Genomic DNA, 11,630 nt, shown 5'->3' with positions numbered 1-11,630 from the left:
ATAGGGAGCGATGTACTATCGAACTTTCTGACTCTTTCAAAGAGTGCCCAAACAGTATATTACCTTCTCATCGATCAAAAGTCAATTTAAAAGTTTTTAATTTTTTATGCGTAATGCGCTCGTGGCCCTCCGATATATTTAGGGCGACTCGTCAGTGCGGTCACGTGGGCTGCACCGATCGTTTTAACTTGTGGTCGATACGGTACTTGAACGTGCTTGACTTGCATCCCGATCGCTGTATCGCCAATATCGACACCCGCTTTAGCTATTACATGTTCCACTTCAACTGGATGTGTAAATTGCTCAAATGCTGCAACCGAACACGCACCTCCTGCATGTAACTGTGGAATAACTGAAACGATACTCAATTCATGTGCTTCAGCGTATTCTTCTTCGACGACTAAAGCTCGGTTTAAATGTTCACATCCTTGAACAGCTAAAAAAATCCCTTTTGGTTTTAGCACAGCTAATACAGCTTCAATGATCCATTCTCCAACTTCTTTGCTTGAATGTTTCCCAATGATACCGCCTGTCACTTCACTAGTAGAACATCCTAAAACAAAAAGCTGACCTGATTTTAATGTTGCAGCCGTTAACACTTCTTCTATCAATGCCGTCATTTGCGTTTGGATTTGTATTTTTTCCATGCTTACACTCCCTTTTTAAAATAGCTATACTGAAAGGCACGTGTTAACACCTTTAACAGTGGAATACCTAAAACTACTCCGACTACACTTTGGATCACATTCCCTAAAATCGATGCCATCCCAGCCGCTAGACCATACAGTAATGTCGTTGCTAGAGCGTAGCCAATAATCAAAATCGCTGCGCCAAGAATCAATCCAATCGCTTGTTTTGGAAGTGATTTATGTCGAAACTGGCCTACAACGTATCCTTGAAATCCGTGAATGATCAGTGAAAATATGATCCATTGTGGATAGCCAGAAAATAAATCGATCATCCCGCCACTTAATCCTCCAACAATCCATCCCGCTTGAGGGCCAAATAATAACGCTACCGCATAAATGCCTGCATCCGATAAATTGACGAATCCACCTGTTGCGGGAATTGGTACAATAAAAAATAATGAAATCACGACAATCATCGCACTTAATAATGCATACCGTGTCACTGCTCGAGTCATCAAATTCCTCCTTTAGGCCAAATACTGGCAAATGTTTCATTCACATAGATTCCTTGTGTGATACTTTCATACACAAACTGTTTGGCTTGTTCGACTGCCTTTGCAAGCGACGCGCCAACTGCAAGATTGGCCGCAATGGCACTAGCAAAGGCGCACCCTGCACCATTAGTCGTCTGTTTTGTAGAAAGAGGTAACGTATACGTGTGAGACGTTTGGAGTGTCGCTAAGACATCGACTGCTTCACGATCAAGAAAACGCGCACCGCCCTTTACACACATCGGAATGTGATAGCGTTCGACCAACTGTTTAGCCAATTGCGTCAAATCCGATTTTGTTTCTGGCTGTTTTTCTTGAACCAATGCCCGCGCTTCGCTTAAATTTGGTGTACAGACTGTACTCATCATTGCCAAACGTTCCATTACGTAACTAGCTAAAGATTCATTTTGTCGTTCATCGGTCTCTTTAAGCGCAAACACTGGATCTAGTACTACAGGTATTTGTGGATGCTCGGTTAAAAAATCTGCAATAAGATCGACTTGCGCTTTTGTGACTATTAATCCAATTTTGATTGCTGAGAAATGAATATCTGTTAAAGAATCGAGTTGTGCTTTTACGATTTCCTCTGCTACGCCATGGATTTCAAATCGTCCGTTCACATTGGTCACAATCGATGTCAACACACTGATGCCAAATACATTGTGTGCTTGCATAGTCATTAAATCGGTTTGGATTCCACCACCAGCATATGGATCTGATCCACCAATCACTACTACGATCGCTGTCATCTTCTCACCTCTTTTTGTTTTAGTTATCATAGCTGATTTTTAGTATAAAAAAACAACCAATTGGTTGTTTTTTTCTCCGTCCAATTTTTAATACAATTCTAAATATTGATCACGTTCCCATTGTGAGACAGTTTGACGAAATGCTGCCCATTCCATTTGCTTGGCGCCAACAAAATTTGCATAGATATGTTCGCCCAATGCACTTTGGATCACTGGATCTTTACGAAGCGCTCGCAATGCACTGTTTAAAGTAGACGGTAGATCAAAGATATTCATTCGGACCCGTTCTGTCTCATTCATCACATAGATATTGCGATCGACTGGTGCAGGTGGTGTCGTATGATGGAAAATCCCATCTAATCCTGCTTGCAATAGTGCAGCGATCGCAAGATAAGGATTTGCTGATGGATCGACCGAACGAACTTCTAAACGAGTCGAAATACCGCGAGATGCTGGAACGCGTACGAGTGGCGAACGATTCCGACTCGACCATGCAATATATACCGGTGCTTCAAAACCAGGGATTAAACGTTTATAGGAATTGACGGTCGGATTACAAATTGCCGTATATCCCTTAGCATGTTCCAATAAACCGGCTAAGAAATGATGCGCCGTTTGACTTAATCCATCTTCAGTTTGCGCATCATAAAAGGCATTTTCTTTCCCTTTAAATAAGGACAAATTACAATGCATGCCTGATCCACTAATTCCATAAAGAGGTTTTGGCATAAAAGTAGCATGCAACCCATGTTTTCTTGCGATCGTTTTCACAACTAATTTAAAAGTTTGAATGTTATCACACGCCTCAATGGCATCTGCATATTTAAAATCGATTTCGTGTTGTCCTGGTGCCACTTCATGATGGGATGCTTCTACTTCAAACCCTAAACGTTCCAATTCTAACACGATATCTCGCCGACAGTTTTCACCAAGATCGGTAGGTGCAAAATCAAAATAGCCTCCACGATCGTTTAATTCAGTCGTCACTTCACCATTTTGTGCCAATTGAAATAAGAAAAATTCAGGTTCAGGTCCTAAGTTGAATGCACTAAAGCCCATTTCTTTCATTTGGTGTAAGACGCGTTTTAGATTTCCACGAGGATCTCCTGCAAAAGGTGTTCCATCTGGATTATAAATATCACAAATCAAGCGCGCTACTTTTCCATGTTCGCTTTCCCAAGGAAAAACCAACCAAGTAGCTAGATCTGGATAGAGATACATGTCACTTTCTTCGATTCGAACAAATCCTTCAATTGAAGAACCGTCAAACATCATTTTATTTTGAACGACTTTTTCCAATTGAGAAACAGGTACTTCGACATTTTTGATCGTGCCCATAATATCTGTAAACATCAACCGTAAAAAGCGGACATTTTCTTTGAGTATGCTTTGTTTAATACTTTCTAACGTGTGCACTTGCTTTGACATGTTCGACATCCTTTACTTTCTTGTTTTAACGTTTTGGTCCACGTGGTAAATAAGGATTGGGCTGATTTAATCCACCAGCCAACCCACCTTGAGATAAAATCTCATCGTAAAAGATACGACGAACGTCATTATCTGTTAGGGATTTTTTATGTTTGATTGCTTCTTCTTCTTCTTTTTTCATTTCATAGACACGTTTGATCCCAGCCATGTTTAAGCCGTCTGATAGATAATCTTTGATCTCTAACAACACATCAATGTCGTTTAACGAATACATGCGACGATTGCCTTCGCTTCTTTCAGGATGGATCAATTCTTGCTCTTCGTAATAGCGAATTTGACGAGCGGTTAAATCAGTTAATTTCATAACGGTCCCAATCGGAAAAACCGACATCGAACGTCGAAGTTCTTTTTCGCGCATTATCCGCACTTCCTTTCTTCACAGCCTCTATAGTTCAAACTATATCAATTGTTGAAAACAGTGTCAAGATTCCATGTCAGAATAACTAACATCAGTACGATTTTCAGGAGCAACGAAGCCTTTGACCTCATACTGTCCATGTTCTTCGTCATATTCTTTCGCAACTACGAGTGTCTGACGTTCTAAATTGGCTAAACGATAAGCTTCTTGATCTGGTAGTGAGAGAACGTATGGGTCAAACTTTTCCATAATCAATTGCTTGATTCCTTTTGAAACAAGCGCAATGCTTTCTTTGTCATAAGCTGAAATCAAAATATTTGGAAATACAGTAGGAATAAAATTTTCCTCTTCTAGTTTATCGGCTTTATTGTATACCGTTAATACGGGGATATGGTCTAAACCGAGCTCTTTCATTAACGCCAATACCGTTTTTTCTTGAATTTGACGATCACTAGCTGAGGCATCGACAACATGCAACAAGATATCCATCGCACGACTTTCTTCCAAGGTAGAATGAAACGCATCAATCAATTGCGTAGGCAAATCTTGCATAAACCCTACCGTATCCGTTAACGTGAGCATCAATCCTTCTGGCAAACGCCATTTTTTTGTCAATGGATCTAACGTGGCAAAGAGTTGATCTTTCTCAAATGTTTGTGCATCTGTCAACCGATTTAACAATGTCGACTTTCCAGCATTGGTATATCCAATCAATCCGACTTGAATCAACTGACTTTGACGTCTTTTTTCTCTTGTTCGTTCACGGTGAGCCGCTAATTCTTTCAACTCTCGTTTCACTTTCGTCATACGATTACGGATGTGACGACGATCTGTCTCTAACTTCGTTTCTCCGGGACCACGTGTACCAATTCCTGCTCCAAGTCTCGACATTGCAGCACCTTGTCCGACTAAACGTGGCAATAGATAGTTGAGTTGCGCTAGCTCTACTTGTAATTTCCCTTCTTTAGAACGTGCTCGTAGTGCAAAAATATCCAATATCAATTGCACACGGTCGATGACGAGTACTTGTAATCGATCCGAGAGTGTTTGGTGTTGTCGTGGCGTCAACTCGTGATTAAAGATGACGATATCGATTTCTTCAGCATCGACTGCTAACGCGATCTCAGCAAGTTTTCCTTTTCCCACAATCGTTTGGCGATTGACTACCGGACGTTTTTGTTCCATGACTGCTACCACTTCACCATGCGCTGCTTGTACTAATTGGCGCATTTCGGTTAACGAAGAATGGAACGTGCGATAATTTTCTTCCGTTTCGACACCTACAATGAGTACTCGTTCTTCTTTCATATCGTTTCCTCCATCCAATGTTGCACTTGTTTTTTGATTGTTTCATACTGTTCTGGATGCCTCACAAGATCAAACCAATGTGGCGACAAACGATTCCGAAACCAAGTCAATTGTCGCTTCGCATATCGTCTTGAAGACATTTTTATTGCATCGATCGTCTCTTCTTGCGTTTGTTGAGCTTGAAAATAAGGAATAAATTCCTTGTATCCAATTCCTTGCCAAGCATGCGCCTGAGGATATGCGAGCAATTGTCGCGCTTCTTGTTCTAATCCTTGTTGCATCATCTGTTCAACTCTAATGTTTATCCGTTCATATAAGACGTGTCGATCTGTATTTAATCCGATTAAAAAATAATCGTATAACGCGACAGGGTTTTCTTTAGGTGCTACAATACTTTCTCCAGTCGTGCGGTACACTTCTAAAGCACGTAACACTTTGCGGGTATTGTTTACATGGATTGTTTTAGCTGCTAACGGATCACACGCCTGTAATTGTTGCCAGATCTCTTCTGGCGTATGCGTTTGTTCTAACACAGCAAGTTCATGTTGGATTTTTTCTTGCTCTGGTGTCACGCTCGTCGAACTACCTAATTTAAAATCATATAAAAGCGCTTGGATATATAATCCTGTTCCACCCACAACGATCGGGATATGTCCTCTTTTTGTGATTTCTGTTATTTTTTGACGCGCTTGTTTTTGAAATTCGGCCACAGAATACATTTCAGTCAACTCACAAATGTCCAATAAATGATGCGGTATGTCTTGCATTTCTGCTGGTGTGACTTTGGCTGTTCCTATATCTAATTGACGATAGACTTGCATCGAGTCTCCACTGATGATCTCACCGTTTACTTCTTTTGCTAATTGGACACTCAACGCTGTTTTTCCGACAGCAGTAGGGCCAACGATTACGATTACTTTTTCCACAGGCTTCTTCCTTTTTTTGTATTCTCAAGATACGAATAAAGCTGACCTGTATGTGTACAGATCAGCCTCATTCACATCGACTATAATGGTTTTGAAAAATAGGTATACGGTTGATCCGTCATTTGCTGTACCTGATTTTTTCGCTCATAGATCATTTCTTTGATTTCATCTGAAAAACTTTCCATCAACATCCGACCACCTTTAAAGGCATATCCTCCGTATTGTACTGTTTCTTCAGGCGATAAGACGACTTTACGTGTAGCGATTTTTTTGAAAAACTCTTCTACGAAATAATTAGGTAAATAAAAACTATTCTGAGCGGTAAAAGATTGCAAGTAGATATAATCATCTACTGAAATATAACAGTCATCAAAAGCATCAAAGCTTAGATACTTATCCATCATCACCATTCGTTTTTCTAAAATTTCGTTAATTTTTTTATTTAATAACACTAACGTTTCAATTTCTCTAATTCGGTGATCTAACTCACGTTGGCGTTTTTCTTTACGCTCGTCGTAACGAATCCGTAAATTAAAGGTAAACGTAACGATGGCTGCACCTACCAACACACCGATCAATCCAGTAACAAAAGCTATCATCTACGAACCTCCTTAATTTCTCTTCTTATTCTAGCATTTTTCTAAGCGTTTGACACGAATTTACACAGGTTTTTTTATTTGACCTTTATTGACCTTGTGTGTATACTTACTCTTAGGTTTTCACCCTAGTTTGTGTTAAACTAATTTCATTCTATTAGAGGAGGCTGTTTCAATGAATTTAATTCCTACAGTTATTGAACAATCATCAAGAGGTGAACGTGCGTATGATATCTACTCTCGTTTACTAAAAGATCGTATTATTATGTTAAGTGGACAAGTGACCGATGATTTGGCAAACTCTATCATCTCACAATTGTTGTTCCTAGATGCACAAGATTCAGAAAAAGATATCTATATCTACATCAATTCTCCTGGTGGAAGTGTGACCGCAGGACTTGCGATTTACGATACAATGAACTTTGTTAAAGCAGATGTTCAAACCATCGTAATGGGAATGGCTGCATCAATGGGAAGCTTCTTATTAACAGCAGGTACTAAGGGCAAACGTTTTGCCTTACCAAATGCAGAAATCATGATCCACCAACCTTTAGGTGGCGCACAAGGACAAGCGACTGAAATCGAAATCGCTGCACGTCATATCTTAAAAACACGTGAACGCTTAAATCGTATTTTAGCAGAACGTACTGGTCAACCAATTGAAGTTATCGAAAAAGATACTGACCGCGATAACTTTATGACCGCAACAGAAGCAAAAGAATATGGCTTGATCGATGAAATCTTAGTCAATAAACAATAAAAAAGAGTGAGGATCAAAATAGATCCTCACTTTTTTTATTGTTCAGGATACGTTCCTGATTGAAATTCTTTAGCTAATTGTACATAATGTGCGGTATTCTCATGATTGGCGTTGATTTCAGCTTCAGTCAACGGTCGAATCACCTTGGCTGGACGACCAAAGGCAAGAGAATTCGGTGGGATCACCGTGTGTTTTGTAACTAAAGAGCCTGCACCGATCAAGCTATTTTCTCCGATGACAGCCCCATCTAGAATAATCGAACTCATTCCAATTAAGGCACCTTTTTTGATATGACAGCCATGAAGCATACATTGATGTCCTACTGTCACATCCTCTTCTATGATCGTAGGCTGATCGTGTCCGACATGAATGATCGTGCCATCTTGAATATTTGAACGCGCTTGAACAATAATCGGTGCAACATCTGCACGAAGTACACTTTGATACCAAATACTTACTTCTTTACCAAGCGTTACGTCCCCTACCACATGCGCACCTGTTGCGATAAAATGCTCCATCTTCCGCCTCTTTCTACAATTCTTCTGCAAATTGACTATTGTATAATTTACTATAAAATCCACCTGATGCCAGTAAACTTTCATGTGTCCCTTGTTCTACGATCGACCCTTGGTCAAGTACTAAAATCAGATCGGCTTCACGAATCGTAGATAATCGATGGGCGATGACAAAACTTGTGCGTCCTGTCATGATTTTTTCCATAGCTTTTTGAATCAATTGTTCCAATCGTGTATCGACAGAACTTGTCGCTTCATCTAAAATCAAAATTTTAGGATCCGCCAAAATCGCTCGGGCAATCGTCAATAACTGTTTTTGTCCTAATGAGACATTCTCACCTTCCGCATTGATCACCATCTCATAGCCATTTGGCATCGTTCGAATGAAATGATCTACATTGGCGGCTTTTGCTGCATCGACAATTTCATAATCAGATGCATCTAAACGACCAAAACGGATATTGTCTGCGATCGTTCCTTCATAAAGCCATGCATCTTGTAAGACCATCCCAAATTGTTGTCTAACAGCTTGTCTGGATACAGTTTTAGTATCGACCCCATCGATTTTAATTGCACCTGAATTCACGTCGTAAAAACGCATCAATAAATTGATCAAGGTTGTTTTCCCGGCACCTGTTGGTCCTACGATCGCCACTGTTTGTCCAGCTTTTACTTCAAGGTTGAAATTCTTGATCAATGGTTTATCTGGATGGTATGAAAACGAAACATTTTCAAAACTAACGGTTCCTGTAACAGGCTCTGGTAACTGTTGATCTTCACCAATGATCGTCTCTTCTTCTTCATCTAAGAAACTAAATACCCGTTTTGACGCCGCCGAAGCACTTTGTAACAATGCCGATAGCTGTGTGATATTGCCTAAAGGTTGACTGACTTGCCAAATGTATTGAATAAAGGCTTGTAATTGTCCCACTACTAAGACACCAGCAATCACATAATACATGCCCAACACAGCCATAACGACATAGGTCAAATAGGATGTCAACTGTACAAATGGCATCATCAATCCTGAAATGACAGTGGCTTTAAAGCCGAATTGACGCAATTTCCCATTGACTTCATGAAATTCTTCAACCGTTTGTTGTTCACGACCATACATTTTAAGTACACTAAAACCTGTCATATTTTCTTGAACGAACCCATTCATGGTTCCTAGTGAGTTTTGCATCCGATTGAAGTAAATCTGTGACTTTTTGACGATATACTGAGAAATAAAATACGATACTGGAATCATGATCAAGCTCACTAATGCCATAAAGACATTGATGTAAAACATCAACGCTACAGCAAAAATAATGCTTAAGATCGCTGAAAAGATCCCAATCAATGCTTGTTGCATCGCACCACTTAAGGCATCTACGTCATTTGTGACGCGAGACAAAATATCTCCTTGTTTTTGACTATCAAAATAAGACATAGGCAAGCGATTGATTTTTTGTTCGATATCATGACGTAAATCGCGCATAGCGGATTGTACAACATTGGTCATCATCACACCGGCAAGCAATTGGCAAATCCCATAAGAAAACCCGACAAGCAAAATCCAGACTAGTGTCTGTTTGATATACCCAAAATCAACTGGGTTGCCTTTTGTAAGATCTTGTGCGATTTTAGTCGTCGGCAAGCCAATTACATAAGGTAAGATCCCATTAAACGCTGAGCTGGCAATGGTTAACAACAATACAAAACCAAATCGAATCTTATAAGGTTTCAGATACTCTGCGATCCGAAATAATGCTTTTATCTGTCTCATTTACGTAACTCCTCCTCTGTTAATTGTGAGGATGCAATATCGTAATAGATGGCACACGTCTCTAATAATTCTTCATGGGTGCCTTCTCCTACTACGTTTCCTTCGTTTAATACCACAATTTTATCTGCTTGACGAATCGTTCCAACGCGTTGGGCGACGATCAAGACAGTCGCTTGTGTCGTAACTGGTTTTAATGCTTCACGTAAAGCAGCATCCGTTTTGTAATCTAGAGCTGAAAAACTATCGTCAAAGATATAGATCTCTGGTTGACGAATCACGGCTCTGGCAATGGCTAAACGTTGTTTTTGTCCTCCAGATAGATTCGATCCGCCTTCTGAAATCTTCGTATCAATTCCTTCCGGTAAACGCGAAATAAACTCCGTTGCTTGTGCGATGTCTAATGCGCGATAAATCTCTTCATCGGTTGCCTCTTCTTTTCCATAACGTAAGTTTTCAGCAATCGTTCCGGTAAACAATAAGGCTTTTTGTGGAATATAGCCGATTTTTTGACGCAAATGCGCTAAGTCATATTCAGCAGTCTCATAGCCATCGATTTTCACTTTACCGTGTGTCGGATCAAAGAAACGTGGTAGCAATTGAATCAGCGTCGATTTCCCACTTCCTGTACTTCCAATAAACGCCACGGTCTGACCGGGATGGGCTTCAAACGAGACATCTCGAATCACAGGTGACTCACTATCTCCTGGATAAGCAAACGTCACCCGTTCAAATGCGATCTCTCCTTTCGTTGTCGTCGTGGTAATACCATTTTCAGGACTTTGAATCGTTGGATTGGCTTCTAAGGCTTCCTCGATACGTCCAGCTGAAACGGCTGCACGAGGATACATCATAAATACAGTCGCAAATAGCATAAATGAGAACAATGCGTGGAAAATATATTCAATAAACGCGATCAAATTTCCGACTTCAAGATCACCGGCATTGATTTGGATACTTCCTTGCCAAATGATCAATACCATAACCGTATTGAATAAAAAGAAAAAGGCAGGTTGAGTAATCGCCATGATTCGAAATAACTTTTTAGAACTTTGTGTATAGTCGCGGTTAATGTCTTCAAAGCGTTTTTCTTCAAAGGATTCATTCACAAAAGCGCGAATAACACGTAAACCAGAAAGTGTTTCACGCAAGGAACCATTTAGTTTATCTAAGTTCTTTTGTTGTTTTACGGATAACGGATCAGAGATCTTTGCAATGATGACGATTCCTACAAGTAAGAAAGGTAACGCCCCAAACACATACCATCCAAGAGAGGCACTTGTTCGAAAGACCAACACTAAACTGGACACAAACATAATCGGTGTGACCAATCCCATTCTTAAGGTACTTTGTAAGAAGAGCATAATTTGATAGGCATCGTTTGTCACACGTGTAATCAATGACGATACGCCAAACCGTTCATATTCATAATGTGAATAAGTTTGCGTCTTTTCAAACAATTCATTTCGGATATCGGCAGTGATATTCGAGGTAATTCTAGCTGTCGAAATCCCCAGTCCAATATTCATCGCAACACCTAAAATAACAATTCCCAACATCCACCATCCCATTTTTTGGACATACGCAAAATCATTTTGTCGTAACCCGACATCGATCATTTGCGCGAGCAATGTTGGCAATCCAAGTTCAATCAAAATAAAACCAAACGCACAAATAAGATTCAAAAACAGCAATCCTTTATATGCTTTTGTGTAACGCCACATAACTTTCACTTATCGTTCCCTCCTTTTTAATCATTCTTCCTTACTATATCATAGTAAATTTTGAAAGAAAACTTTGAGCTAGACCAAAGAGTTTGGTTGCTTTCTATACTTATTTTTCTTTTTATGCTAAAATATGGATACGTATAGGATAAAATTATCCTAGTATCCGGTTGAACAGATTTAGCAGACAATTTGAAGGCGTAGACAAGGCTTTCTCTTAGACTAGACATCCGTGTTTGGTATGAGTATATCGTTTAA

Annotated in this window: 12 protein-coding genes; 1 reads left to right on the top strand and 11 read right to left on the bottom strand. The window is 39.9% G+C overall.

Annotated features, from left to right (window positions below; translation table 11 throughout):
* Positions 1 to 104: 104 nt before the first annotated feature.
* The 8 genes from I573_RS06105 to I573_RS06070 all read right to left on the bottom strand — a co-directional run bounded on the left by I573_RS06105 (position 105) and on the right by I573_RS06070 (position 6,608).
* Positions 105 to 647: a TIGR01440 family protein gene (locus I573_RS06105; RefSeq protein WP_016185904.1), complete on the bottom strand. Its 543-nt coding sequence runs from the start codon at positions 645 to 647 to the stop codon at positions 105 to 107.
* A 2-nt stretch (positions 648 to 649) separates the two neighbouring features.
* Positions 650 to 1,144 carry an ECF transporter S component gene (locus tag I573_RS06100; protein ID WP_016185905.1) on the bottom strand — a complete coding sequence of 165 codons (495 nt, stop codon included), beginning with the start codon at positions 1,142 to 1,144 and terminating at the stop codon, positions 650 to 652.
* A complete protein-coding gene (locus I573_RS06095) occupies positions 1,144 to 1,929 on the bottom strand; it encodes a hydroxymethylpyrimidine/phosphomethylpyrimidine kinase (protein WP_016185906.1) in 786 nt (261 codons plus the stop codon). The genes I573_RS06100 and I573_RS06095 overlap by 1 nt, the downstream gene beginning before the upstream one ends.
* Before the next feature lie 87 nt (positions 1,930 to 2,016).
* Positions 2,017 to 3,357 (bottom strand): type I glutamate--ammonia ligase, encoded by a 1,341-nt coding sequence (gene glnA / locus I573_RS06090; protein ID WP_016185907.1) that lies wholly within the window; start codon positions 3,355 to 3,357, stop codon positions 2,017 to 2,019.
* 25 nt (positions 3,358 to 3,382) lie between these two features.
* Positions 3,383 to 3,775: a MerR family transcriptional regulator gene (locus I573_RS06085; RefSeq protein ID WP_016185908.1), complete on the bottom strand. Its 393-nt coding sequence runs from the start codon at positions 3,773 to 3,775 to the stop codon at positions 3,383 to 3,385.
* Positions 3,776 to 3,838: 63 nt separating this feature from the next.
* The gene (gene hflX / locus I573_RS06080; RefSeq protein WP_016185909.1) at positions 3,839 to 5,083 is read right to left on the bottom strand and encodes a GTPase HflX; all 1,245 of its coding nucleotides are present in this window, start codon (positions 5,081 to 5,083) and stop codon (positions 3,839 to 3,841) included.
* Positions 5,080 to 6,009 (bottom strand): tRNA (adenosine(37)-N6)-dimethylallyltransferase MiaA, encoded by a 930-nt coding sequence (gene miaA, locus I573_RS06075; RefSeq protein ID WP_016185910.1) that lies wholly within the window; start codon positions 6,007 to 6,009, stop codon positions 5,080 to 5,082. Before miaA ends, hflX begins: the two co-directional genes overlap by 4 nt.
* Before the next feature lie 80 nt (positions 6,010 to 6,089).
* Positions 6,090 to 6,608: a hypothetical protein gene (locus I573_RS06070; protein ID WP_016185911.1), complete on the bottom strand. Its 519-nt coding sequence runs from the start codon at positions 6,606 to 6,608 to the stop codon at positions 6,090 to 6,092.
* 172 nt (positions 6,609 to 6,780) lie between these two features.
* Between I573_RS06070 and clpP the strand changes: the two genes are divergently transcribed.
* A complete protein-coding gene (gene clpP / locus I573_RS06065) occupies positions 6,781 to 7,365 on the top strand; it encodes an ATP-dependent Clp endopeptidase proteolytic subunit ClpP (protein WP_016185912.1) in 585 nt (194 codons plus the stop codon).
* A 35-nt stretch (positions 7,366 to 7,400) separates the two neighbouring features.
* On the opposite strand, the gene I573_RS06060 is transcribed toward clpP, so the two are convergent.
* Genes I573_RS06060 through I573_RS06050 form a run of 3 tightly spaced genes read right to left on the bottom strand, consistent with a single transcriptional unit; the run spans position 7,401 to position 11,381 of the window.
* Positions 7,401 to 7,883: a gamma carbonic anhydrase family protein gene (locus tag I573_RS06060; protein WP_016185913.1), complete on the bottom strand. Its 483-nt coding sequence runs from the start codon at positions 7,881 to 7,883 to the stop codon at positions 7,401 to 7,403.
* A gap of 13 nt (positions 7,884 to 7,896) precedes the next feature.
* Positions 7,897 to 9,651, bottom strand: a complete 1,755-nt coding sequence (locus tag I573_RS06055; RefSeq protein WP_016185914.1) for an ABC transporter ATP-binding protein — start codon at positions 9,649 to 9,651, stop codon at positions 7,897 to 7,899.
* The gene (locus I573_RS06050) at positions 9,648 to 11,381 is read right to left on the bottom strand and encodes an ABC transporter ATP-binding protein (protein ID WP_016185915.1); all 1,734 of its coding nucleotides are present in this window, start codon (positions 11,379 to 11,381) and stop codon (positions 9,648 to 9,650) included. The genes I573_RS06055 and I573_RS06050 overlap by 4 nt, the downstream gene beginning before the upstream one ends.
* Positions 11,382 to 11,630: the final 249 nt, after the last annotated feature.

It is taken from the genome of Enterococcus sulfureus ATCC 49903, from assembly GCF_000407605.1.
Classification (GTDB): Bacteria; Bacillota; Bacilli; order Lactobacillales; family Enterococcaceae; genus Enterococcus_G; species Enterococcus_G sulfureus.
The sequence above is the reverse complement of the archived record's forward strand: the minus strand, read 5'-3'. Positions and strand labels throughout refer to the sequence as shown.

Excerpts from the sequence above, each read along its gene's own strand:
- glnA (WP_016185907.1), bottom strand. The coding sequence starts at position 3,357 with ATGTCAAAGCAAGTGCACACGTTAGAAAGTATTAAACAAAGCATACTC.
- hflX (WP_016185909.1), bottom strand. The coding sequence starts at position 5,083 with ATGAAAGAAGAACGAGTACTCATTGTAGGTGTCGAAACGGAAGAAAAT.
- I573_RS06085 (WP_016185908.1), bottom strand. The coding sequence starts at position 3,775 with ATGCGCGAAAAAGAACTTCGACGTTCGATGTCGGTTTTTCCGATTGGG.
- I573_RS06100 (WP_016185905.1), bottom strand. The coding sequence starts at position 1,144 with ATGACTCGAGCAGTGACACGGTATGCATTATTAAGTGCGATGATTGTC.
- I573_RS06095 (WP_016185906.1), bottom strand. The coding sequence starts at position 1,929 with ATGACAGCGATCGTAGTAGTGATTGGTGGATCAGATCCATATGCTGGT.
- I573_RS06055 (WP_016185914.1), bottom strand. The coding sequence starts at position 9,651 with ATGAGACAGATAAAAGCATTATTTCGGATCGCAGAGTATCTGAAACCT.
- I573_RS06060 (WP_016185913.1), bottom strand. The coding sequence starts at position 7,883 with ATGGAGCATTTTATCGCAACAGGTGCGCATGTGGTAGGGGACGTAACG.
- I573_RS06105 (WP_016185904.1), bottom strand. The coding sequence starts at position 647 with ATGGAAAAAATACAAATCCAAACGCAAATGACGGCATTGATAGAAGAA.
- clpP (WP_016185912.1), top strand. The coding sequence starts at position 6,781 with ATGAATTTAATTCCTACAGTTATTGAACAATCATCAAGAGGTGAACGT.
- I573_RS06070 (WP_016185911.1), bottom strand. The coding sequence starts at position 6,608 with ATGATAGCTTTTGTTACTGGATTGATCGGTGTGTTGGTAGGTGCAGCC.